General features: G+C 62.5%; 20 protein-coding genes and 2 pseudogenes. 7 read left to right on the plus strand and 15 right to left on the minus strand.

What is annotated here, in order from left to right; all coding sequences use genetic code 11:
* The first annotated feature begins 110 nt into the window (after positions 1-110).
* On the plus strand, positions 111-1,319 hold the full coding sequence (locus HUW10_RS01040; RefSeq protein WP_011930484.1) for an IS256 family transposase: 1,209 nt from the start codon (positions 111-113) through the stop codon (positions 1,317-1,319).
* Between the two features lie 628 nt (positions 1,320-1,947).
* Here the strand turns inward: HUW10_RS01040 and HUW10_RS01045 are convergent.
* The 3 genes from HUW10_RS01045 to HUW10_RS01055 all read right to left on the minus strand — a co-directional run bounded on the left by HUW10_RS01045 (position 1,948) and on the right by HUW10_RS01055 (position 3,966).
* Positions 1,948-2,655 (minus strand): IS6 family transposase, encoded by a 708-nt coding sequence (locus HUW10_RS01045; RefSeq protein WP_371808607.1) that lies wholly within the window; start codon positions 2,653-2,655, stop codon positions 1,948-1,950.
* Positions 2,656-3,511: 856 nt separating this feature from the next.
* Positions 3,512-3,790 (minus strand): type II toxin-antitoxin system RelE/ParE family toxin, encoded by a 279-nt coding sequence (locus HUW10_RS01050; protein WP_011930526.1) that lies wholly within the window; start codon positions 3,788-3,790, stop codon positions 3,512-3,514.
* Positions 3,791-3,792: 2 nt separating this feature from the next.
* On the minus strand, positions 3,793-3,966 hold the full coding sequence (locus HUW10_RS01055; RefSeq protein WP_155856281.1) for a hypothetical protein: 174 nt from the start codon (positions 3,964-3,966) through the stop codon (positions 3,793-3,795).
* Between the two features lie 146 nt (positions 3,967-4,112).
* Between HUW10_RS01055 and HUW10_RS01060 the strand changes: the two genes are divergently transcribed.
* The 4 genes from HUW10_RS01060 to HUW10_RS01075 all read left to right on the plus strand — a co-directional run bounded on the left by HUW10_RS01060 (position 4,113) and on the right by HUW10_RS01075 (position 8,550).
* Complete coding sequence (locus HUW10_RS01060; RefSeq protein WP_174501825.1) at positions 4,113-4,358, plus strand: hypothetical protein; 246 nt, start codon at positions 4,113-4,115, stop codon at positions 4,356-4,358.
* A gap of 133 nt (positions 4,359-4,491) precedes the next feature.
* Complete coding sequence (locus HUW10_RS01065; RefSeq protein WP_011930523.1) at positions 4,492-5,616, plus strand: hypothetical protein; 1,125 nt, start codon at positions 4,492-4,494, stop codon at positions 5,614-5,616.
* A 100-nt stretch (positions 5,617-5,716) separates the two neighbouring features.
* Positions 5,717-5,986, plus strand: coding sequence for a WGR domain-containing protein (locus HUW10_RS01070; protein ID WP_011930522.1), 270 nt, complete (start codon positions 5,717-5,719; stop codon positions 5,984-5,986).
* A 275-nt stretch (positions 5,987-6,261) separates the two neighbouring features.
* The gene (locus HUW10_RS01075) at positions 6,262-8,550 is read left to right on the plus strand and encodes a 2OG-Fe(II) oxygenase (protein WP_011930521.1); all 2,289 of its coding nucleotides are present in this window, start codon (positions 6,262-6,264) and stop codon (positions 8,548-8,550) included.
* Positions 8,551-8,886: 336 nt separating this feature from the next.
* Here the strand turns inward: HUW10_RS01075 and HUW10_RS01080 are convergent, their stop codons facing one another.
* The 6 genes and pseudogenes from HUW10_RS01080 to HUW10_RS01100 all read right to left on the minus strand — a co-directional run bounded on the left by HUW10_RS01080 (position 8,887) and on the right by HUW10_RS01100 (position 10,875).
* A complete protein-coding gene (locus HUW10_RS01080) occupies positions 8,887-9,309 on the minus strand; it encodes a type II toxin-antitoxin system VapC family toxin (RefSeq protein ID WP_043508780.1) in 423 nt (140 codons plus the stop codon).
* Positions 9,309-9,557: a FitA-like ribbon-helix-helix domain-containing protein gene (locus HUW10_RS01085; RefSeq protein WP_043508781.1), complete on the minus strand. Its 249-nt coding sequence runs from the start codon at positions 9,555-9,557 to the stop codon at positions 9,309-9,311. Before HUW10_RS01085 ends, HUW10_RS01080 begins: the two co-directional genes overlap by 1 nt.
* Before the next feature lie 90 nt (positions 9,558-9,647).
* Entirely contained in the window at positions 9,648-9,959 is a 312-nt protein-coding gene (locus HUW10_RS01090) for a hypothetical protein (protein WP_155856282.1), read from the minus strand.
* Positions 9,960-10,338: 379 nt separating this feature from the next.
* Entirely contained in the window at positions 10,339-10,458 is a 120-nt protein-coding gene (locus HUW10_RS18620) for a hypothetical protein (protein ID WP_371808604.1), read from the minus strand.
* Positions 10,459-10,564: 106 nt separating this feature from the next.
* Positions 10,565-10,663 (minus strand): annotated as a pseudogene (locus HUW10_RS18580) (type II toxin-antitoxin system PemK/MazF family toxin); the annotation flags it as partial.
* Positions 10,660-10,875 (minus strand): antitoxin MazE family protein, encoded by a 216-nt coding sequence (locus HUW10_RS01100; RefSeq protein WP_011930518.1) that lies wholly within the window; start codon positions 10,873-10,875, stop codon positions 10,660-10,662. The pseudogene HUW10_RS18580 and the gene HUW10_RS01100, both read right to left, overlap by 4 nt.
* A gap of 142 nt (positions 10,876-11,017) precedes the next feature.
* On the opposite strand from HUW10_RS01100, the gene HUW10_RS01105 reads away from it, so the two are divergent.
* Positions 11,018-11,773: a hypothetical protein gene (locus HUW10_RS01105; protein WP_236656145.1), complete on the plus strand. Its 756-nt coding sequence runs from the start codon at positions 11,018-11,020 to the stop codon at positions 11,771-11,773.
* On the opposite strand, the gene HUW10_RS01110 is transcribed toward HUW10_RS01105, so the two are convergent.
* Positions 11,689-12,897, minus strand: a complete 1,209-nt coding sequence (locus HUW10_RS01110) for an IS256 family transposase (protein WP_011930484.1) — start codon at positions 12,895-12,897, stop codon at positions 11,689-11,691. The genes HUW10_RS01105 and HUW10_RS01110 overlap by 85 nt on opposite strands.
* A 568-nt stretch (positions 12,898-13,465) precedes the next feature.
* Between HUW10_RS01110 and HUW10_RS01115 the strand changes: the two genes are divergently transcribed.
* Positions 13,466-14,344, plus strand: coding sequence for a GntR family transcriptional regulator (locus HUW10_RS01115; protein ID WP_011930528.1), 879 nt, complete (start codon positions 13,466-13,468; stop codon positions 14,342-14,344).
* Here the strand turns inward: HUW10_RS01115 and HUW10_RS01120 are convergent.
* The 5 genes and pseudogenes from HUW10_RS01120 to HUW10_RS01140 all read right to left on the minus strand — a co-directional run bounded on the left by HUW10_RS01120 (position 14,314) and on the right by HUW10_RS01140 (position 22,398).
* Positions 14,314-15,360 carry an IS110 family transposase gene (locus tag HUW10_RS01120; protein ID WP_011930529.1) on the minus strand — a complete coding sequence of 349 codons (1,047 nt, stop codon included), beginning with the start codon at positions 15,358-15,360 and terminating at the stop codon, positions 14,314-14,316. The genes HUW10_RS01115 and HUW10_RS01120 overlap by 31 nt on opposite strands.
* 444 nt (positions 15,361-15,804) lie before the next feature.
* The gene (locus HUW10_RS01125) at positions 15,805-20,142 is read right to left on the minus strand and encodes a chemotaxis protein CheB (RefSeq protein WP_174501858.1); all 4,338 of its coding nucleotides are present in this window, start codon (positions 20,140-20,142) and stop codon (positions 15,805-15,807) included.
* Positions 20,143-20,419: 277 nt separating this feature from the next.
* A pseudogene (locus HUW10_RS18625) lies at positions 20,420-20,801 on the minus strand (hypothetical protein); the annotation flags it as partial.
* Between the two features lie 973 nt (positions 20,802-21,774).
* On the minus strand, positions 21,775-22,107 hold the full coding sequence (locus tag HUW10_RS01135; RefSeq protein ID WP_155856279.1) for a hypothetical protein: 333 nt from the start codon (positions 22,105-22,107) through the stop codon (positions 21,775-21,777).
* Positions 22,108-22,206: 99 nt separating this feature from the next.
* Positions 22,207-22,398: a hypothetical protein gene (locus tag HUW10_RS01140; RefSeq protein ID WP_043508777.1), complete on the minus strand. Its 192-nt coding sequence runs from the start codon at positions 22,396-22,398 to the stop codon at positions 22,207-22,209.
* Positions 22,399-22,486: the final 88 nt, after the last annotated feature.

Here is a 22,486-nt window from a genome sequence, read left to right on the forward strand (position 1 = left end):
CGGGGTCGTGGTGGACTTTTGGGCCCTGTAACGGTGTAGTTTGAGGTGGCCATCGGATCAGTCGGCTATGGTGGAGTTGCGAGACTTCAACCTGAAGCCTGGAGAACCCGATGACCGAAGATAGATTACCACTGGCTGAGCTACTGGCCAAAGCCGGGGACGGCGATTTTCTGCGCAGCGTTGCGGAGGCGGTGGTTCAACTGCTGATGGAGACGGATGTGGATGGGCTGATCGGCGCCAGCCGCTACGAGCGCAGCGGCGAGCGCGCGACCTATCGCAACGGCTACCGGGAACGCGCATTGGACACGCGGCTTGGCAGCTTGCAGCTTCGGATCCCGAAGCTGCGGCAGGGGAGCTACTTCCCGCCGTTCCTGGAAGCTCGCCGGACCTCGGAGAAGGCGCTGGCCGCGGTCATCCAGGAAGCCTGGATTGGCGGCGTCTCGACCCGGCGGGTAGACGAGCTGGTGCAGGCCATGGGGCTGACGGGGATCAGCAAGAGCACGGTCTCGAAACTGTGCAAGGACATCGATGAGAGGGTGAACGCCTTCCTCGACCGGCCACTCGCCGGCGAGTGGCCGTATCTGTGGTTGGATGCGACCTATCTCAAGCAGCGCGAAGGTGGGCGGATCGTCTCAGTTGCAGCGATAATCGCAGTGGCGGTGAACACCGACGGTCGGCGCGAGATCGTCGGCCTGCACATCGGCCCGTCCGAGGCGGAGACCTTCTGGTCGACCTTTCTCAAGAGCTTGGTCCGCCGTGGGTTGCGTGAGGTGAAACTGGTGATCTCCGATGCTCATGAAGGGTTGAAGGCGGCGATCCGCCGGGTGATGGGGGCATCCTGGCAAAGATGCCGCGTTCACTGGATGCGCAACGCCTTGTCCTATGTGCCGAAGGGGCAGCAGAGCATGGTGTCTGCAGCGTTGCGTCAGGCGTTTATCCAGCCGGATCGCGTCAGTGCCAGCCAGACCCTGCGCCATGTGGCCGACCAGCTCCGGGGCAAATGGCCAAAACTTGGCGCGTTCATCGACGACAGTGAAACCGACGTGCTGGCGCACATGGACTTTCCCGCCCAGCACCGAACCAAAATTCACTCGACGAACCCGCTCGAACGCCTGAACAAGGAGGTCAAGCGCCGCGCCGATGTCGTCGGCATCTTTCCCAATGAAGGTTCGATCATCCGCCTGATCGGGGCCGTGCTGCTCGAGGCCAACGACGAATGGCAGACACAGAACCGCTATATGCAGATCGAGGGAATGGTCGAACTCATGGCACCCGCCATCGATGCCGATACACCACGAATTTCCACCGTCGCCGCGTGACCATTGGCCGCTTCAGCTACACCAGAATTTCCACCACATTGACGGACGCTATCTGGTATCGGGACCGCCGGTCGGTAACCCCTATATCCCCAAATAATCAGTTCGCACCGCGGTGTTTCGCATCGGACTCACCCCGGCTCAGAAAATAGCGTTGAACAGCCCCGGGGAATCTCCCGCGAGTCAGTATCATTGCGCAAGATTATTATATGACACGCAATACGAGAACGATAATCACAACCAGCACTACCAGTCCCAGAAGTCCACCGCCGATATACATGGCTTCAATCCCTTTCTGATATCCCATAGTGATTTTTCGACAATGCAACACGGGTGCCGGGTGTGCCCCGCATTTGCTGGATCGTGGCCGCCCCTTCCACAGGCCGTTGGCCACAATTATTTTGAAACGCAGAGAATAGAGTGGAACATTTATCGGGCATGTATGGCGGCGCGGGGAGAGTCGGAAACTACTCAATGGCGGCGGTACTCGGGATGATGCGCAAGCTTGAGCTTCCCCGCCTGCTGGGCCGGAGGGCGTCGCGCGAGCGCAATCTCGCCCTGGCGCTGATTGCGGGCCGTGGGGATTGTCAGGTTGATCGAACGAGGTGTGATTTGACCGAGACGCGATCGATCAGGCGGCGAGATTGGCGGCGTAGTCGGTCCAGAGCAAAAATGCATCGGCTCTTGCGTGGCGGTAGGATCTGGCGGAGAGGCGATGGCGTTTTGGGCGGAACAGGGTGGTGATCTGGTCGTGGGTGGCGAGAAATCTCTGGGCATGACCTGGGGATTTGAACCGACCCATGATCTTTTCTCGTCGCCTGGTGTGACGATGGGATGCTTCGATCCGGTTGTTCAGCCGCTTGTGCGATCGGTGATCGGCGCTGCGGCAATCCGTGCGAAGGGCAACGTCGTAGCTCCGTAGCTTATCGGTCACCACGACGCGCGGCTGACCCCATCGGCGCATCAGCTTGCGGAGAAAACGCCGGGCGGCTCGGGCATCTCGCCGCTTCTGGACCAGGATTTCCAGCACGTCACCGCGATGATCAACTGCCCGCCAAAGCCAATGCTTCTCGCCGCCAATGGTGATCACCATTTCATCGAGGTGCCATTTGTCGCCGGCCGGCAGCCGATCGCGACGGATTTGCGCGGCGATCTGCGGGCCAAACCGATCGACCCAGACGCGGATCGTCTCGTAGCATACTATCACGCCGCGAGCGGCCAGAAGATCCTCAACGTCCCGCAGGCTGAGATTGAACCGGTAATAGCTCCAGACCGCATACGCGATCACCGATCGAGGGAAGCGATATCCCTTCAAACGTGCAGGCAGAGTCAAAGCCATCATCCGAAATCGCTACGGGCACACGATCACCACGTCAACCTGACAATGCTCGCCAAGCCATCCTTGACCGTCTTGCTGCAACAATGGCGACCCGTTGGCGGAGCCCAATCCTTGTCCATGTCAACATCGACTATGCCCTATCGTAAAGATGCTTTTGACGCCTGCGCTTACGTCAGGGATGAACTTGTCTATCATCTTTATATGAAGATATTCATAATATCTAAAATCTTGTCACGAAATCGAAAATCTACGGCTGATGGTCCTGCGATCTACCTGAAGCGTGTCCCTAAGGAATGATTGGCTCCCAGAACCGGCATTACGGCCCGTCCCGGAAGTAGCAGGGGGTGGCGTCAGATAGTCACCGCACAGGCCGCCGGCGAACCCCAGAGCCCGCCCCATAGACTGTCAAAACACCCCGCCACAAGCTCGCCAGGATGGCAGGCACGAATCCTTTCTCACGGCTCTTTCGCCGGCCGCGTGATTGATGGCCCCTGATCGCCTTTCGCCGCGGGGAGTGTCGCGTCTGGTGTGGTGCAGACAAGAAAAAGGGGACCCCATGGCCGGGGTCGCCGAGTGGCAGATCGCTAAACGCTGAGACGATTGGAAAGGCAACCCAAAAGCCTTGTCCAAGCTTGGAGGTGCGTTTTCCAGCCTTGGTTTCAAGGCGAGATTACGCTCTCGTGTCATGGCGGCAGACTGACCGGCGTGCCACATCACATCTTAAAACACGCATATTGCGGCCCCGCCAAACCGGGCCATATCTGACCGTGAAGCGGAAAGCGATCTCCGCTGAGGTTCCCTCCCAATCTCTTAACTTGGCGGCCTCTAAGGCCGCCATTTTCCTTTTTGGCATTCGTCACGGTCGGTCCTGGGCTTCGTGCCAGATACGGAGAATCCGCACCGTATCGGATGACGTATCGACCTCATACACGATCAGATACGGCCACACCGCCACCAGTTCCCGGGTGCCGGCGGCCAAGCCCACGCGGCCCCGGGTGGGAAACAGCGCCAGGCTGTCGCCGGCGAGAACCAGTCCACGCAGAACGCTTGAGGCTGCGTTCGGGTTGAGCAGTTCGAGATAAGCAACAATGACATCACGATCTTCCAGGGCAAGCTGATGCCATTCGACCTGCATGCTCAGTGACCGGCGATCGCCAGGTTCAGCCGCTTGATCTCGCGCAGGAGATCGGCGCGCACCTGCTCATGCGGCACAGCCGGGCGGAGATCGGTCCGGGCTTCAGCGACGGCAGCTTCGAGGAGCCGCCGCTCGGCCTCGAGTTCAAGATCGATCTGGGGAACGGTCCGGTTCATAACGATAGTGTGATAACCTATCCTGGAACTTCAGGGGCAACTCCTTTGTTCGTTTTATGTTCTGATCTTGTCTGTGTCGATACTTTCCTAATGGAGAGGGAAGGTTACACCAAAGGATAGTGAAGGCGGCCCGAAGTATACAGGTGGTGGCGCATATACCACCGGCGGCGGAGGAGGAGGCGGTGGCGGCGGCACATATACGACTGGCGGGGGAGCATAATACACAACAGGCGGTGGAGGGGGCGGTGGTGGCCCTGGAGACCACCATCCCCAAGGCCTGTGCGGGCCGTGCGCCCAGGGTGGTGGTCCGGGTGGGTGGCCCCAGCCTGGAGGTGGAGGACCATGAGGACCGCCGGCCCATGGTGGCGGTCCTGCTATCGCGATGCATGTAGAACCAGCGATGGCTAGGGTGAAGAGGCCGACAATGAGTCCAAGGTGCTTGGCTTTCATGATTTTCATCCCCTGCTGGAGGCAGCTTGCACATGAATTATGGCGTGTTTTTGGTGGGCATAAACGCCCGATCCGATGGTGCTGGCGTCGGCGCTCGCGGACGCCGCCGCCGCCATCGCCCGGCTCGACCAGGCCCTCGCCAGTCATTCCCTGGCCCAGGCTTTTCTCCACCGTGCCCGCCTCGAGGCGGTCCGCCGGCAGGCCGCGGTCGACGGCCAACTCATCAACCCCTGGCATCTTGCCGCGACGATAGAAGACCTGCGCCTGCGCATGGATCCTTACTTGCGCATCATCGACCGCGGCGACATCCTCGACAAAGCAAAGTTCGCCCTCACCCTGTACCAGTGGCTCGTCGCGCCTGATTTCGATCAAGAGGGCGAGGTCCAACGCGCTGAGGCGATGCTGGCAATGCAGCCGACTGCCCTGCCGCCGCTGATCGCCGCGGCGCGGGGTTTGCGGGACTGGATCGAGACGGGCGAAACCCGTCCGGCTATGCGCGCGGCGATGATCCGCTTCTGGCGCCAGCGCGGCCTACTACGCCTGCCCGTCCCACTCACCGGCGCCGCAGCGCTCAGGGCCGAACAAAGCTGGGACCGCGACGTTTGGTTGCCGGCTTTCCTGAAGGCGATCGCGCGTGAAGTGGCGGATGGTCTCGACTTGCTCTACACCATGGAGCGTGCCTGGTTCGATGCCCGGCGCAGCATCGCCGGTCGCCGCAAGGACTCTTACATCGCTCCCGCCGTTGATCTGCTGGCGGCGGCGGCGCCGGTGCTCTCCGCGACCACGCTCGCCCGCGCCCTCGGCATCGCAGTGAGGAACGCCATACGCATCCTCACCGAACTGATTGCGGCCGAAATCGCGGTCGAGGACACGCACCGCACCAAGCGGCGCCTGTTCGGGCTCAAGGGCCTGGCGCCGCTGCGCGAGGTGGTGCGCCCACCCTATCGGTCGGATCCGACCCGTAGCCGCGGCCGTCCCCGCCAACCCATCGAGGAGGAGGAGGCCGAGGTTGCGCCGCCTCCATTATCGCCCCTCACGCCAATCGAGCGCCACGAATTCGATTACACCGCGCTCGAGGAAGCGATGGCTGAACTCGATACCGCGATCCGCCATGCCCGCCTGGCGCTTCAGGCCCGGCCGGAGCCAAACCCGCCGGCGCCGTCCCGCCCCGTTTTACCCGAGGGTGGGGCTGCTCAATAATGCACCGCGGTTTGGCAAACGCCGGTCGGACCTTCTGGCGGCAGGGTCGCCGAGCTGATAGATTCGCTTGATTGTTTGCCGATACCACGGGAGCGCGCCGATGCCCGAGCCAGTTCAGCTTTCGCTTTTCCCCGAACGGGCGAGCCTGGTGCGCATCCGCCCCGAGCGCAATGAATGGCGCTTCTACCGCCTCGAAATCCTCCCCGATCTCTTTGGCTACACCCTGCTCGCCCGGCACTGGGGCAGGATCGGCACCAAGGGCCGCATCCGCCTCGACCCGCATCTGGATTTTGGCGCCGCCCTCAACGCCCTCGCCGCTTTGACCCGCCGCAAGCGCCGCCGCGGCTATCACGAGCGGGCAGGGTGGTAACTTCCGCCTGAAAGAAAGCATGGAGAGTGACTTCACCCGGCGAAACGCCAGGGCGGTTCACTTCATGCCGGACAGGCGAACGGAATTTCCCCGACCCGGTCGCCGGGAGTTTCGGCTGGCCGTCACCTGCCAAGCGTGGGAGAGTGTCGGCGAGATATCGCGGAGGTGCCCGTCATTGCCGGAATTGAGAGCATGAACAGCCGACCTGTGATGGCGCGTGACAGGGCTGGCGCCGCAGCCCGCGCTTGTCAGGCCGCGTGCCACTGGTGCGCGCCATGACGGTAATCGCAACCGATCTTGCCGCCCTGCTCGGCACGGTGCGGCGCCCCGGCGATTTCTACGTGGCCGGCGAGATCGCGTTTTCGCCCCCGTCGCTGGATGTCGCGAGTGTCGGCCCGGTTGCCCTGCCGCTGCTGCCCATCCAGGCCCGGCAACTGATCGACGCCGCGGAACCGGCGCCCTTTGGCCGCGGCGAACAGACCATCATCGACCCGACGGTGCGGCGCTGTGGCCAGATCGGCCCGGATCGCGTGCGGCTCGGCGGCCGACATTGGGCCAGGACGCTGGAAGATATACTGGCCCGGGTCAGCGACGGCCTCGGCGTGGACGAGCCGATCGACGCCGAATTCTACAAGCTGCTGATCTACGACCAAGGCGGCTTCTTCGTCAGCCACCGCGATACCGAGAAGGTGGCCGGCATGTTCGCCACCCTCACGGTGGTATTGCCGTCGCATTTCAGCGGCGGCGACCTGATCATCCGACACAAGGGGCGGGAAGCGTGCCTTGCTCTGCACACCGGCGACCCAGGAGATGTGGCATTCGCTGCCTTCTATGCCGACTGCGTACACGAGATTCTGCCGGTCAGCGAAGGCTGCCGCCTGGCCCTGATCTACAACCTCCTGCGCCGGAGTCGCTCTGGCCGCGGTCGCGCGCTGCACCCCCCGGACTACACGGCGGAACAGGCCCGCATCGCGGCCCTGCTGCGGCGCTGGACGGACACCGCCGGCCCCGACGCTGCCCTGCCGGCCAAGCTGGTCTATCCGCTGGAACATGCCTACACGCCGGCCGAACTCGGTTTCGCGTCGCTGAAAGGTGCTGATGCGGCGGTTGGCGGTGTGCTGACGGGCGCGGCGCGGGACGCCGGGTGCGATCTGCACCTGGCGTTGCTGACCATCGAGGAAAGCGGTGCGGCGGAGTATGCTGATACCTATGGATCGCGACGCGGCCGGTGGGACACGGCGGATGCCTTCGAGGCCGGCGAGGTTTTCGAGCGCAGCGTGGCGCTGTCCGACTGGCGACGGCCTGACGGCACGAGGTCCGATCTGGGCGAAATTCCCGTTGAGGAGGACGAGATTGCGCCACCCGGCGCCTGCGACGATCTAGCGCCGGACGAGGAGCAGTTCCACGAGGCGACCGGCAACGAAGGTGCTTCCTTCGAGCGCAGCTACCGCCGTGCCGCCCTGGTGCTCTGGCCGCGGGCTCGTCTGTTCGCCGTGTTGAGCCAGGCTGGACTGGGTGCGACACTGCCATATCTCGGCGATCTCGTCCGGCGCTGGGCCGCTGCCGATCCCGATTGTCGCGCCGCGCTCTGGCGCGATGCGCAAGACCTCGCCGAACACATGGTCGGACGCTGGCCAAAGCATGATTGGCGGGACACCGAGCGCAAGGAACCGAGCGAAGCCGGACAAATACTCGGCCTGCTCGCCGAGCTCGGCGACACGGCCACGATCGAAACCGTTCTGACCGGGATCATCGCCGGGGGCTTCGGCAAGGCGGACACGGACGCGATCATGGCGGCGCTCGGCCAACTCGCGCCGCTCCGGCGCGTGGCGCTGATCGAGTTGATCGTCGCGGAGTCGGCAGCCGGCTCCCTCGGCGCCTGCGCCAATCTGCTGGCCCGCGCGGCAGTCGCCTGGGCCACATCGGGTAATTGCGATCTGACCGGCGCCGCAACGCGCCTGCTGACGGCACTGCCGTCAGGTGCGGCGCGCGCGACGCCATCGTCGGGATGGCAACAGAGCGGTCGCGCCGTGGTTGCCGGCGTCGTCGCCGACCTGGTGCTTGGCTTCGGCGCGATCGATCCGGTTCTGGCCGAGCGGGCGATCGACCATGTCCTGGCTTGGCCGAAGGTCTACGGAATGGACGCCGTGCTGGTCCCCGCAGCCCGGTGCTTGTGCCAGCGGCAGTTGGTGCGGGGGACGGCGGCGCTGGCGCGGCTGCGAACCGCCTGCCTCGCCCATCTGCGACGCCGGATGGCCGAAAAGCTGGCCGCCCCGACGGACTGGCGCCGTGACAGCAAGATCCCGTGCCGCTGCCCACGCTGTGCCGATCTCGCGAGATTTCTGGCGAATCCGGACGCCAGTACCTGGGTTCTGAAGGCCGCCGAAGCCGAGCGCGCGCATGTCCAGCACAGCATACGACAGGCGGGCAGCGACGTGGACACGACGATCGACCGCTCCGGCCGCCCCTATCGGCTGGTCTGCACCAAGAACCAGGCCAGCCATGAGCGCCGCCTGCGTCAGCGCCAGCGCGATCTGGAGGCCGTGGCCGAGCTTACGTTATGAAGACGCGTGCAGCCCCGACATACGCCATGTAGCGGAAGCTGGCCCACGAGGTCCGGCTGGTTTTTACACCGCCACCCCGGCCTGGTTTTGATCCGCCGTTGACAAGCCGCCTATCCGGCGGGGAGGGCCTATCAGGCGGGCGCGGGTTGTTCGTCGCAGCCAGCCGGCTTGCTCGCCCTCATTGGCGATCAGAGCTGGCACCAAATGGATTTCGTCGAGAGAGGGACCAGAGCACCTGAGGGGATGATCGCGGGAAGCTGCGCGGACATGTCAAGCACCTTTGCTCGGCGTGCGCGCGCCCCTGAAGGTGATTGTCACAGGATTGCGCGACATGCCTCATGAAACAGCCCAAGGGTTGATGAGAGTGAGGCCGCAATCCTCAAAGCCGCCTGTGTCGCGCGTCACCACGCTCGCGCCATGGGAGCGTGCGACCGCAGCAATCATTAGATCGAGTGCCGCTGTCGGTCGGCCTCCGCGCCTTCGGGCCGCGAAGATATCGGCGTAAGCAGCGGCGGCCTCCATGTCGAAGGGCAGGACACGTCCTTCGAAGTCCTCCGAAAACATTGCCGCTGCTGCCGCTTCAAGATCATGACGACGGCGGCCGTCTGGCATGATCGCGAGGCCCGACAAAATTTCGGCCTGAGTGATCGATGTCGTGAAAAGAAGCTCTTCTGGCTGGCCCTCTATCCAAGCCGTCACCTCTGGCGACGGCCGAAGGCTCATCATGGCGGACAGGATGTTGGTATCGAGGACGAACATCACTCGAAGCTCGGCGGCTCGCGTGCGTTGTCTCGCGGCGGCAACTCAAGATCAACGCCGCCAAGCGCGGCGAAGCGCGCGTGGATCCGCTCGGCCAGACTACGTCCCGAGCGCGACGCGTCCTTGGTGAGCGCCGTCTGAAGGATGCGCCTGGCTTCAGCCTCCATGGAGTGCCCGTGTTCCGCTGCGCGAACGCGAAGACGCTCCTTCACCGCCGCATCAATGTTGCGGATGGTCAGGGTAGCCATTGGTGTCAATGTCCCAGTGCGCTGCATGCCTGCATCGTAATCGATGCGTTCATTGAATGCAACGCATAATGCCCACCCCGTTCTCTGATATCAAACATGATAAAGGACGTTATCATGCGCGACCGTCAACTCGCAGCGTTCCGTAATTGAAGATTTCCGGCTGGTTTTTACACCGCCACCCTGGCCTGGGGTTACGCATGAAAGATGCTGATCGCAGCTTGAGTATGGAAAACGGTAGTCGGTCGAATATTTCCAATTCTGTCCGTTTGCTTGAATGGGAGTGGTTTTGGCCCGGGCCGCCGGCTCATCAACGTCCTCAATCCGCTCTTCAAAAATGCCGCTATCGAGCATATCATTGAAAAATATAGATAAAATTTCATGCGTAGCCCCTGCGCGGTTCAAGGAGGCGTTCGAGCCTTCGAATGTTTCAGAACCACGATGCCAAGCGGCGAAGAAAGCCTCGCGCGCCGCTTATGATGACTGGCGTCTTGCCGTCCGTCACCGGCTTGCCTAGCGCTGCATCTTCCTGGATACGCCGCCACTCGGCTGGGCATTGACGATCACAGGGGGTCCGGAAACGCGATTGAGTCCGGCTTGCAGGTCGTGTGGCACGGGACCCGCCGCCTGCAGGAGCGCTTTCGGCCCGGGCGTCATGCGTGGATCCTGGCTGTCGAGAACGGATTGTGGATCGAGCAAGGCTTCCGCTGCTTGAGCACTCTCGGTCCGCTGGGTTGGGGGGGCACCCCAGGGCTGTTCAACGCTGATTTCCGAGCTGGTGTCATCAGGCAATACCGAGGAAAACGGCCAAGCTGCGGGTCACTGACATCATGGTTTCGTCATCCAGATGACCGAACGTGGAGCCGATCTTGTCCCGCTGGGTTGTGCTGGCCTTGTCGATCATGATCTGAGACCGTTTCCGCAAGCCATTGGTCTCGGAGGGGGCCACCGGCAACCTCAGTAGGGGGGGCCTCCGCGAGGGCACCTGTGATGGGTAAAATCGTCACTGTGGCGGTTTCATCAAAGCGGTCTGCATGTATGACCAGGGCTGGGCGCGGTTTGCCGAAATCGCCTTGCAGGGCGACGGTCACGAGATCTCCGCGCTTCACTCCCAGCCATCCAGATCCGCGATGGCGGCATCGAGGAAGGCGGCAAGCTTGGCATCCTGCCGGTCAGCTTCAGCAACAAGGCGCGCCTGGCGGCGGCATTCTTCGTCAAATCCCCTGGCGCGGGTATCCGGTACCCAGATTTGAACGGGCCGTAAGCCAGCTCGTCGCAGGGCATCGCGGCGCTTTTGAACACGCACGGCAACAGGTGTCATGATCTGTCTCCTTTGTGTTACATGTGACATGTAGGAGCCAAAAAGTCCTGTAGAATGGGGGCGTCAATTCGGGAGGCCGCTGGCTTTGGCCAGCGCCGGAAGATATGCAACCTTTCGGTGGCGATATGTGCCATGATTAGCTATGGCCAAGAACAGCAGGGACGGGAATCGATTGTGTGCTGCCCGGCGCCGGGCGGCGCTCGCCGAGCGCGGTATCAAGCAAGTTCTGCTTATGGCCCCGGAGCAGGCGCACCCGTTGCTGAAGCAGGCGGCGACTCTGATGACCCGCGACGATGACCCCCTGGAGCCACTGGCGGCGCTGCGTCGGGCTGGTGGGGCGAATGAGCCGGAGCCCGTCGGGGCATCACCCGACCTGGGTGCGGAACTGGAAGCCACCAAAGCCAGGATCGCGGAAATCGAGCGTCAGGCAGAGGCGCGACTGGCGATGGTGATTGAGGCAGCGGAGCGCCGGAGGCGAGCGCTGGAGGCTGAGCAGGAGAAAGCGCGGGCGAACGCCGTGGAGGCACAGAAGGCCGCCAAGTCCGCCCAGGTAGCCGAAGGACGGGCGGAAGAGGCGCTACGGCGCGCGGAGAAGGCGGAGGCCACGGATCCAGCAGGCCAAGGCGATGCCGGGCCTCAAAGGCCGGCTGGTGCGCTTTCTGGCCGGCGATGTGCTGAAATAGCAGGAGGCCGCTGCGCCGGACTTCTGCAATGGAAAGCCCCGTTTGCGCCCTGTGAGGCGAGTATGGCGCGAAAATTCGATAGCGTCCGTCAATGTGGTGGAAATTCTGGTGTAGCTGAAGCGGCCAATGGTCACGCGGCGACGGTGGAAATTCGTGGTGTATCGGCATCGATGGCGGGTGCCATGAGTTCGACCATTCCCTCGATCTGCATATAGCGGTTCTGTGTCTGCCATTCGTCGTTGGCCTCGAGCAGCACGGCCCCGATCAGGCGGATGATCGAACCTTCATTGGGAAAGATGCCGACGACATCGGCGCGGCGCTTGACCTCCTTGTTCAGGCGTTCGAGCGGGTTCGTCGAGTGAATTTTGGTTCGGTGCTGGGCGGGAAAGTCCATGTGCGCCAGCACGTCGGTTTCACTGTCGTCGATGAACGCGCCAAGTTTTGGCCATTTGCCCCGGAGCTGGTCGGCCACATGGCGCAGGGTCTGGCTGGCACTGACGCGATCCGGCTGGATAAACGCCTGACGCAACGCTGCAGACACCATGCTCTGCTGCCCCTTCGGCACATAGGACAAGGCGTTGCGCATCCAGTGAACGCGGCATCTTTGCCAGGATGCCCCCATCACCCGGCGGATCGCCGCCTTCAATCCTTCATGAGCATCGGAGATCACCAGTTTCACCTCACGCAACCCACGGCGGACCAAGCTCTTGAGAAAGGTCGACCAGAAGGTCTCCGCCTCGGACGGGCCGATGTGCAGGCCGACGATCTCGCGCCGACCGTCGGTGTTCACCGCCACTGCGATTATCGCTGCAACTGAGACGATCCGCCCACCTTCGCGCTGCTTGAGATAGGTCGCATCCAACCACAGATACGGCCACTCGCCGGCGAGTGGCCGGTCGAGGAAGGCGTTCACCCTCTCATCGATGTCCTTGCACAGTTTCGAGACCGTGCTCTTGCTGATCCCCGTCAGCCCCATGGCCTGCACCAGCTCGTCTACCCGCCGGGTCGAGACGCCGCCAATCCAGGCTTCCTGGATGACCGCGGCCAGCGCCTTCTCCGAGGTCCGGCGAGCTTCCAGGAACGGCGGGAAGTAGCTCCCCTGCCGCAGCTTCGGGATCCGAAGCTGCAAGCTGCCAAGCCGCGTGTCCAATGCGCGTTCCCGGTAGCCGTTGCGATAGGTCGCGCGCTCGCCGCTGCGCTCGTAGCGGCTGGCGCCGATCAGCCCATCCACATCCGTCTCCATCAGCAGTTGAACCACCGCCTCCGCAACGCTGCGCAGAAAATCGCCGTCCCCGGCTTTGGCCAGTAGCTCAGCCAGTGGTAATCTATCTTCGGTCATCGGGTTCTCCAGGCTTCAGGTTGAAGTCTCGCAACTCCACCATAGCCGACTGATCCGATGGCCACCTCAAACTACACCGTTACAGGGCCCAAAAGTCCACCACGACCCCGGACACTACCGAAAATTCGGAAAAGGACATGGGGAGATCCCGCTCCCTCCCGCAACCTCCCCCCAGCACAACACAAAACATCGATCCCGCTTGAAGACCCGACGGGGCGGTCACAATGTGACCCTCTTGGACGAAGGCGTCATGGGATCTGCCTTATCCATTCTTGCGCAATAGAACCTGATAAGGCGGATCGGACCCGGGTCGCCTTTTTCTCGTCCCCCTCCTGCCCCTCAGGTCTGCCCCAGACGAGCGTGCCGGGGCACGATCCAGAGGTATTGTGGACGAGGTAGCTCTTTGGCCCTTGAAGGCGCGGCGAGTCAGGCGCAATGTCGATATTGGGAGAAGGGGCCTTGGTTACGCTTTTCTGTCATACACCCGTGAAAAACATTTCCCTTTCCTGGCGGTTCTCGACATGTGGCCGCCTTTTTCTTGTCCCCTGAACCGCGCCGAGCAGAAGGAATGGCAAAGCCGAACACGTTGCTGAAGCGAACGAATAACGCCCTGCTCGACTACATCAGGGGCCTTTCGGCAGAGCCAGGCGCATTCGGGTCGGAGAGCGTGCTTGCCCGTCAGTTCGGGGTGAGCCGCACTACGGTGCGCGCCGCCATCGAAACCATGATCGCGAGCGGGATTCTCGAGCGCGGGCCGGCCCGCCCCCGCGTCATGCGCCGCCCCAAACGCACGGATTATTACACCGAGTCGGAAACCGACGGGCCGCAAGAGCATATCGAACGCGTCTTCATGCAGCGCGTCCTCCTTGGCGACTGGCGGCCCGGGCACACCTTCTCCGAAGCCGAACTGGCGCGCGACAGCAATGCCAGCACCGTTTCCGTCCGCGAATTCCTGATCGGCTTCTCCCGCTTCGGGCTCATCGCCAAGCAGCCGCGCGGCGGCTGGATCCTGCGGGAATTCCATGACGGTTTCGCCGCCGAGGTGGCCGACATGCGCGAACTGATCGAAATGGCCGCCCTCGCGCGCATGCCCCGCGCCGGCAGCGCCGCCCTCACCGAGGCGGCGGATGCGATGATCGCCCGCCACCGCGACATCGAGGCGGCATCTGTGGACGCCCCGCGGAAAGCAAGCGCAAATTTGAGGGTGCACAGGTGTCGGATGCTGCCATCTGTCCGGCCTCTGGGTGCAGAGATGTTCTGCGGGCCTGTATGGGAGTTCGCGGATCGGATCCAAAACACTACAGCGTGCTCGCGCACATTGGTAACAACTGGTTTTCCGACCCCGTCTCGCCGACGGTTGTGTCATACTCTCCTTCGATCGCCTACCTTCTCCGCCAGCCTCAGTAGCTTGGCAGTTTATACTGCTGCAGCTACCGAAGCTCGATAATCCTCTTTCTTTGTGAGCACGGCCCACACAATGCGTGCGGTCTTGTTGGCCTGTGCAACCGTGACCAACATTCGCGGCTTGCGTGTCAGCATCGAAGCAAGCCAGCCTCCTTCGGTCGGGCCTTTCTTGCTAGCGTGTCGGATCAAGGTACTCGCGCCGATAATCAGCAAACGCCGCAAGGTTCGCTCGCCCATCTTCGTTGTCCGCCGCTGCCTGGGCTTGCCGCCAGTCGATTTTTGCAATGGTGTGAGCCCTACCCAGGCGGCAAAGTCCCGCCCTCGCGCGAAAGTCTCCGCGGGTGGCGCCAGAGCGCAAATAGCCGTCGCCGCGATCGGGCCGATGCCCGGGATCGTCATTAGGCGCCGCACATCCTCGTCCTCGCGAGCTCGCCGGGCGATTTCCTTGTCGAGATCAGCGATCTGAAAATCGAGCCCATCGAGCCCATCGAGCCCATCGAGCATGACCAGCATGACCCGGAGCATGTCGCGGGCTGCTACCGGCAGCGAGTTGTCGCTATCGATCACCTCGCGCAGCGACGCCATCCACATCCGGCCCTTCGGAGCAACCCAGCCGTATTCGGCCATGTGACCGCGGATCGCGTTGATCAGTTGCGTGCGCTGCCGCACCAGAAGATCTCGGGTACGGAAAACCAGCGCCGAGGCCTGCTGCTCCTCGCTCTTGACCGCGACAAAACGCATGTTCGGCCGCTGCGCGGCTTCGCTGATTGCTTCGGCATCATTTGCGTCGTTCTTCTGGTTGCGCTTGACAAACGGCTTGACGTAAGCTGGCGGGATTAAACGGACATCATGCCCCAGTTTCGCAAGTTCGCGAACCCAGTGGTGTGCGCCGCCGCAGGCCTCCAGCGCCACCAGGCTGCGAGGCTGCGCAGAGAAGAACTCCAGCACTTTTGCCCGCGTGAGCCGCCGGCTGAAGACCTTGTGGCCATCGGCATCAACGCCATGCGCCTGGAAAACGTGCTTTGCGATATCGAGTCCAATTGTAGTAACCTCGGCCACGGACGCCTCCTCCTGCAGGTGTGTTGACACCTACCTTGGCACATAGGTGCCGTCGGGGGGCGTCCACCCCATCAATAAATTTTTGGAGTGTTGGGTCGGCGGTGCGTGGCCGCGGCTTCAGTCTGCGGGGTGTTCGCTAATGTTGTGGGGCAGCGCGATACCGGCGGCCTTGAAGACATTTCCTGTCCGTCGTCAGAATATTTGGCGCACATCGCGCATCGCAATCCGCTCCACTGGCATTCGTCCGCTCCCTCGATCAGCCAAAGGGAGGGAACCTGAACCAGCCAGCAGAGACCTCAATCCGATCCGGCCAACCCCGCCCGCCTGGGCGAATAAAAGTCGGAACAGGTGGGCGAATAATTCCCGAAATCCCGGGCGAGTTAATCTCGGAATCCCGGGCGAATTGAGCCCGGAATCAGCAAGCGTTTTCCGATCAGGATCGATCTATGCCTGTTTATCATGGAACATGTCCGTCAACAGCACCAGCCGTGTCAGGGCAGGGAGTGACCTTACACCAGTCCTCTTCATGATCGCGGCGCGATGCGCCTCGACGGTCCGCTGGCTGATGCCAAGATCGGAAGCGATGTTCTTGCTCGGGTGGCCGGCAAGCACACGCATCATGATTTCGCGTTGCCGGTCTGTCAGCATGCCCAGGCGCTGCCGCGCATCGTCGCGCGCCTGGGCCCGGCGGACCTGGTTCGAGTTCAGTTCGATCGCGGCGTCTATACCCGCCAGTAGATCTGCAACCGCAATGGGCTTTTCGATGAAATCCGCAGCGCCCGCATGAAGCGCCATGACTGCCTGCTGGACATTACCCTGGCCGGTCATGATAATGACCGGCGTCTCGTTCGCTTCCTTGCGCAACAGTTTCAGAAGGTCGATGCCCGACATGCCGGGCAGGCGCGCGTCGAGTAGCAGACAGGCATGGGAAAGCTGGCAGCCGTCGCGCAGGAAATCCTCAGCGCTGACGTAAGCGGCAACCTGCCATCCGTGTTTGCCGAGCAGGGCGGACAGGCTGTCACGAATAGGCTTGTCGTCATCGATGATGCCGACGCACGCCTCGCCGTGCATGGGATTCGTCGGCGACCGCTCGCCGGTTTCTATCTTCCTGATCGCCGCGGCCAATTCGCCGGGCAGGATCGGCTTATTGAGCCGGACGGCCCCGTGTTGCTCGATCTCGGCCAACGTCTCACTGGAAATTTCGCCGGTCAGGATCAGGCTGGCGACCGGCGCGTCCAGCCGCTTGCGCAACGCCGTCACCGCCTCGGTGCCCGACATGCCACTCGGCAAATTGTAGTCAGTAAGAATGAGGTCGGGTCGGAAGTCGCTGGTAGCGACCCGCGCCATTGCTGCTGGTCCGTCTGGCACTGCCTCAATCCGGTGCCCCATGCCTTCGAGAAACTGCACGAGGAGTCGGCGCAGATCGGGATCGTCTTCGATCAAGAGAATTGCCTTGGGACGCCACGCCAGTGCGACGGCTCGGGAGGTCTGGGCTTCCGCCTGTGCCGCGGCCGACACAGCTGGGGCCAACGGCACCTGGACCGCGAACATCGACCCCCTGCCCATGCGCGAACGCAGTTCGATCGGGTGTCCGAGCAACTCACCAACGCGCCGGACGATCGCAAGCCCGAGCCCGAGGCCGCGGCCACGTTCGCGGGCCGGATTGTCGATCTGATAATGTTCGTCGAAAATAGCAGTCCATTCGGGTTCGGGAATGCCGACGCCGGTGTCCCAGACCTCTATGCTGAGTCCGCCGTGCCGACGCCGACAGCCGAGCAGGATCCTGCCGGATTGCGTGTACTTGATGGCGTTCGACAGCAGGTTGCGCAGCATCTGCTTGAGCAGCGCACGGTCGCTCGCGATCACCACGGTGCTGTCTACGACGCGCAGTTGGACGTTCCGCTCCTCCGCCTGAAAATGAAATTCATCGTGAAGATCGCGCAGGATCTCGTCGACTGCGAACGTCGAAACCGTAACCTTCACGGTGCCGGCCTCGATCTGATTGATGTCGAGCAGGGTGTTCAACATGCCGGCCATCACTGAGGTGGTCTGCTTGATCTGCTGGATCAGCCCCAGCGCGGCTTTGCCACTTGTCGTTTCCGTCAGTAGTTCCTGCAGGAGCGCTATCGTTTGCAGAGGCTGGCGCAGATCGTGGCTTACCGCAGCGAGGAATCGCGATTTCGCGAGCGTCGCCTGCTCAGCCTGCTGTCGGGCGGCCTCCAGGGCGCTTGCCGCAAGCTTCTGTTCGGTGACGTCGGCGAAGGTGACAACGATGCCGTCAACCCCGCCGTCATGGTTGCGATACGGCAGGATTCGACGTGTCAGCCAGCGGCCTGCTGGCGCCTCGATCTCGCGCGCCGCCGGAATTGCAGTCTGCAAGACCGCAGCAGCATCGTCAGCCAGGGTTTCGATGCCTGCAACCCCGGTCAGATCGGCGAGCGGCCGACCAATATCGCCGCGAAGGATATTGAACAGTTCCCGCGTGGCCGGTGTGAACAGCCTTATATTGAGCGCCGGGTCGAGGAACAGCGTTGCCACGTTGGTGCTGTAAAGCACGTTCTCAAGGTCATTGGAGGCGTTTCGCTCGCGTTCGAGGGTTTCCTGCAGCTGGCCGTTCAGTGCGATCAGTTCCTCGTTCAGCGATTGCAGATCCTCCTTGGAGATAAGCAACTCCTCATTGGTAGACTGGAACTCCTCGTTGATCGACAGCGCTTCCTCGTTGACCGCGCGCTGATCTTCGCCGGCTCTCTCCAGTTCGCGAATCACCCCGAGCAGCTCGGTCTTGGTGGCGGCAAGTTCGCCCTCCAGTTCGACAACCCGCGGGGCATTCTCCTCGCCGGTCTTGCCTTGCGCGCGCGGTTTGTCCGGCTGGCGTTCGATGAAACAGACCAGCAGCGCCGCTTCCCCGGTCTCCGGAACCGGCCAGACCTCGATGTCGAACGCCATGCTGCTACTCAGGGTCTCCACGGTGCCGCCCGCGACCACGACGTGCCCACCGCCCTCTGTGGCGCGCTGGATCGCCCCGCGCAGCCTGGCACGGACCCCGGGGTCGACCATAGCCAACAGGTCATGGGATGGAGGACCTGGCGGCACCTTGAGAAAGCGCTCGGTCGGCCCCAGTGAGAACAGGGTTTCGCGACGCGCATTGATCAGCACAGCGGCCGGCGCATAAAGGTGGAGCACGAGTCTGCCGCAAAGTTCGGCGAGGCTCGCCGGGCGTGGCGGACCGTCAGGAGGGCGGCGCAGCGGCGGTAGCCGTAGCGTATCGCCGATCCCGATCGAGAACCCCAGATCGCCCGGCATGAGCGGGCCGTCGCGCTGATAGATTCGCTCCTTCTTGGAGATGACCGAGAAACCGTGGTCGGCGCGGCCGGTCGTCTCCGAAGTGCCTAGCAGGAGGATGCCGCCATTACGCAGTGCGAAGCGGCACAGGGACATGACCTTCGCCTGTGCCTCCGGCCGCAGATAGATCAGCAGGTTGCGGCACGAAACAAAATCCAGCCGGGAGAACGGCGGGTCGGTCAGCAGGTCCTGGACGGTGAACACCACGAGCGAACGCAACTCGGGCACGATGCGATAGCTGTCGCCTTCGCGGATGAAGAAGCGGCCGAGCCGATCTGCCGTGACCTCGGCTTCGATCCTCGGCGGATAAAGACCCTCGCGCGCAGCAGCAACGGCTTCGGCATCGATGTCGGAGGCGAAGACCTGAATCTGGCTTTGCGATTTCGCGCGGTCCAGCGCCTCACGAAACAGCATTGCCAGGGAATAGGCTTCCTCGCCCGTGCTGCACCCGGCGACCCAGATGCGGATCGGCAGGTCTTGGGGGTGGCGGGCGATCAGATCCGGGATCACCTGCTCCTCCAGGGTCTTGAAGATCTCCGGATCGCGGAAAAAACTGGTGACGTTGATCAGCAAGTCCTTTGCCAGCAGGTCGAGTTCGGCCGCATTGCCGCGCAGCATGTCGAGATAGGCCTGCAAGTTGCCGGGATCTATGGCGGCGAGCGCCATCCGCCGCTCGATCCGTCGCTGCAGGGTGCCCCTCTTGTAGGGCGTGAAATCATGCCCGGTGCTGCCAAGCACCATCGCGATGATGGCCTCGAACGGCGGCTGATCGGGGGTGGGTTCACGTTCGGACGATCTATCGAGGGAACGAGCGTAGCTGATCAGGCGGGCGGGGATTTCGGCAAGCGACAATACGGCGTCGACCATGCCGGTCGCGATCGCATTGGACGGCATGCCATCATACGCGGCCTCGCCCGGATGCTGGGCGATGACGAGCCCGGCATGTTCGCGGATCGAACGGATGCCGATGCTGCCATCCGCGCCGGTGCCCGAGAGCACGACCGCCGCCGCCTGCGTCCCATAGCAGGTGGCCAGCGAGGGCAACAGGAAATCAAACGGCAGGCGTGCCCCGTGGTGGGCCAGAGGTTGCGACAGGCGCAGCACACCGCTGTCAACCGCCAAATACGTGCCGGGTGGTATGAGATAGACGGTTTCAGACTCGACCGGCAATCCGTCCGCCGCCTCGCGCACCATCATGCCGGTATGCCCCGACAGCAGATCGGCCATCATGCTCGGATGGTTGGGATCGAGATGCTGGACGACGATCAGCGCCATCCCGGACCCATCGGGCATCGCGTCGAGCAACTTGCGGCATGCATCGAGTCCGCCTGCGGACGCGCCAATGCCCACGACAAGGAATCGCCCCGGCGTTGTCATGGCTGCTATATCTGTTACCGCCTGATGGCGCGTTTGCCGGGCGGCAGGCTGCGGCGGTTTCATGGCGCCGATACTCCTGTCCCGGATCAATTACTCAACCAATACGCTGTCTCAACCAAAATAACAACGAATTGATCCGAAGCTGCCAAGTATACCTTTGGCCCATAATAGACTCCATGGCTGTTCAACGCTTTGGGATAGTGATTGAGAGCGAGGATGTGGTAGAGGTCGGCAAGCGCGGCGCGGTAGCGGTCCTGGCTGAGGGTGCTGGCGCTGGGTTTGCTGTTCATCAGGATGTTGAAGGCGAAGCTGCGCAATCGGGCGATGACGCCAGGGTTGGTTCGGATCCGGGATCGATCCTCTGCGAAGGTGACGTCTCGGACATAGTGGGAGGAATTTTCGATGCCCCAATGTGCGCGGATGGCCTTGGCGGCGATGGCGGCGGTGAGGGATGTGTTGGCGACGTAGAAGGCGGTGTCGTGTGTCAGCTTGAGCAGGCCGGTTTCGGGATTGCGGGTGGCGATTGCGCGCTCGACCTGAATGATGGCGGCGACATGGGGATGCCAGTCGGTGCCGGCGACCGCGCAGGCACAATGATATTTTACACGATCGTGGTGGGCCTCCTGATTCTGGCGATCGATCGCGTCGAAGCGATCGCCGATACGCGGGCACTTATACTGCTCGGAGTTGGCGTCGCCGCGATGTTCGTCCTTTGGCCAAATGCAATCTACTGGGTAGCGCCCACATTAATCGTCTTGCCACTTGCCTCTCGTGAAATGAACAGCATTTCCGCTGCAGTCGCACTATTCACAATTGTACTTCTACCAGGCTTCATTGTTGTATCATCGATGATATTAAGCGGTGCGATGTTTGGGCGCCCGCCCGCCGAAGCGATCGCTGTATGGAACGCGATCCTGCACGGGGCGGCTCCACAGGAAGTCCTTCACAGCGCCTGGCTGGCCTCGTTTGGCGGCCAGTTCGCGGCAGCGTTTGTTGCGCTGGCGCTGATGTGCGCAACTATCGCGCCAAGAAGCTGGCTGATCATCTGGCGCCTCGGGCTCAACCAGCGGGAACAAACCCAACCGGCCACGGCGCTTGCGGCCCTGTTGCTGCCACCGATTTCGGGCGCCTTGGCGACATATTTCTGGCACCTCAACGCACCAATGGTCGTCGTTGCATGCAGCCTGGCTGCGGTCGCCAGTTGGACCGCCACAGCGAGCCTGCGACACGGCGAACGAGCAGCCTGGGTATTGCTCTCGCTGGCCGGAACATCCTTCGGATGGGCGGCACCATTTTTGTGGCAGGACTCCGGACTTGCTCAATTGCGCCATATACTGCTGACATAAGGGGACATTGATCGCGTGTTGATGATCGTCTTCTGATTGCCACTGAAAAGTATTGAGGTGGGACGGCCCACGGCATCGGATGTGAATTGCCTTGACTTTGCCCGTAACTGAAATTTAGGTGGCTTTGGTGCAAATAGCCTGACGAGCCAAAGGTTGTTGTGGCCGCGAGGCTGCGATGTTGTCGCTTTATTGGGCTGTGAGGACGGCCTCCAAGACGGCAGGCGCCGGTCGACCCCGAAGACGTAGCCGAGCGAGGTGGGATTGCTCCTTCCGGATCCGTCGCAGCAATTCGATCCCGGCTGAGGACGCTCGGTCGGCTCCAACCCCGAGACCCTGATCATCGCCGTCCTCACGCATCGCCCTCACCCCGAAGCCAGTCGTGCAGTGCGTCACCACTCATCGGCGTCGCGAACAAGCCGCCCTGTCCCTCCTCGAAGCCCAGTTCGATCAGGCTGACGCGGTGATTATCGGCTTCTACGCCCTCGTGCCGCAGAAGTGTTTGGACGTCATTCGCGGAACCCATCTGGGCCAGCGGCCATGATGCCGCGCCAACAGGCCGGACACATGACCGCATTCGTGCCGCCGCCAAATTCTCGCACCGTCGATCTTGAATCCAGGGCCGTTCCACACATGACCCCGGGAAGCGGTACCCTTTGAGCGGCGGGGCTTCGATGTCGATCATCAAGACCCGGGGTAGGTGCCACACCAAGACTCGGCAACCTGACGGAGCCCGGCGCACTCCTCACATTTTCCAGTATCGTCGCCTATCCGCGCACAAGTCTCATGGCAGCCGGCGCACCGTTTGGGCATATTTTCCTACCTGCACTAGGCTCATATCCACCACGTAAAACTGCCACTGCCCGTGCTTTACCTGCCCGCACACGAAGCCGAGGTCATTATAGTCGCGCTGATAAATCGCCGCATGAACGATCCGCACCGGCACTGGCAGCCGCATGTTCACGTTGTCGGTCATCGCCGCTTTCACGGCGGGGTTATGCACCCCGGTGTCGCGCGACGATCAACGTGAGAATCCGGCGTCAATCAGGATGAGAAGACGGCTG

The organism is Acidiphilium sp. C61 (assembly GCF_905116885.1).
Lineage (GTDB): Bacteria > Pseudomonadota > Alphaproteobacteria > Acetobacterales > Acetobacteraceae > Acidiphilium.

Coding starts and splice junctions, on each gene's coding strand:
- HUW10_RS01040 (WP_011930484.1), top strand. CDS start 111: ATGACCGAAGATAGATTACCACTGGCTGAGCTACTGGCCAAAGCCGGG.
- HUW10_RS01045 (WP_371808607.1), bottom strand. CDS start 2,655: ATGGCTTTGACTCTGCCTGCACGTTTGAAGGGATATCGCTTCCCTCGA.
- HUW10_RS01050 (WP_011930526.1), bottom strand. CDS start 3,790: ATGCAGGTCGAATGGCATCAGCTTGCCCTGGAAGATCGTGATGTCATT.
- HUW10_RS01055 (WP_155856281.1), bottom strand. CDS start 3,966: ATGAACCGGACCGTTCCCCAGATCGATCTTGAACTCGAGGCCGAGCGG.
- HUW10_RS01065 (WP_011930523.1), top strand. CDS start 4,492: ATGGTGCTGGCGTCGGCGCTCGCGGACGCCGCCGCCGCCATCGCCCGG.
- HUW10_RS01070 (WP_011930522.1), top strand. CDS start 5,717: ATGCCCGAGCCAGTTCAGCTTTCGCTTTTCCCCGAACGGGCGAGCCTG.
- HUW10_RS01075 (WP_011930521.1), top strand. CDS start 6,262: ATGACGGTAATCGCAACCGATCTTGCCGCCCTGCTCGGCACGGTGCGG.
- HUW10_RS01080 (WP_043508780.1), bottom strand. CDS start 9,309: ATGTTCGTCCTCGATACCAACATCCTGTCCGCCATGATGAGCCTTCGG.
- HUW10_RS01085 (WP_043508781.1), bottom strand. CDS start 9,557: ATGGCTACCCTGACCATCCGCAACATTGATGCGGCGGTGAAGGAGCGT.
- HUW10_RS18620 (WP_371808604.1), bottom strand. CDS start 10,458: ATGATCGACAAGGCCAGCACAACCCAGCGGGACAAGATCGGCTCCACG.
- HUW10_RS01100 (WP_011930518.1), bottom strand. CDS start 10,875: ATGACACCTGTTGCCGTGCGTGTTCAAAAGCGCCGCGATGCCCTGCGA.
- HUW10_RS01105 (WP_236656145.1), top strand. CDS start 11,018: ATGGCCAAGAACAGCAGGGACGGGAATCGATTGTGTGCTGCCCGGCGC.
- HUW10_RS01110 (WP_011930484.1), bottom strand. CDS start 12,897: ATGACCGAAGATAGATTACCACTGGCTGAGCTACTGGCCAAAGCCGGG.
- HUW10_RS01115 (WP_011930528.1), top strand. CDS start 13,466: ATGGCAAAGCCGAACACGTTGCTGAAGCGAACGAATAACGCCCTGCTC.
- HUW10_RS01125 (WP_174501858.1), bottom strand. CDS start 20,142: ATGAAACCGCCGCAGCCTGCCGCCCGGCAAACGCGCCATCAGGCGGTA.
- HUW10_RS01135 (WP_155856279.1), bottom strand. CDS start 22,107: ATGATCGACATCGAAGCCCCGCCGCTCAAAGGGTACCGCTTCCCGGGG.
- HUW10_RS01140 (WP_043508777.1), bottom strand. CDS start 22,398: ATGACCGACAACGTGAACATGCGGCTGCCAGTGCCGGTGCGGATCGTT.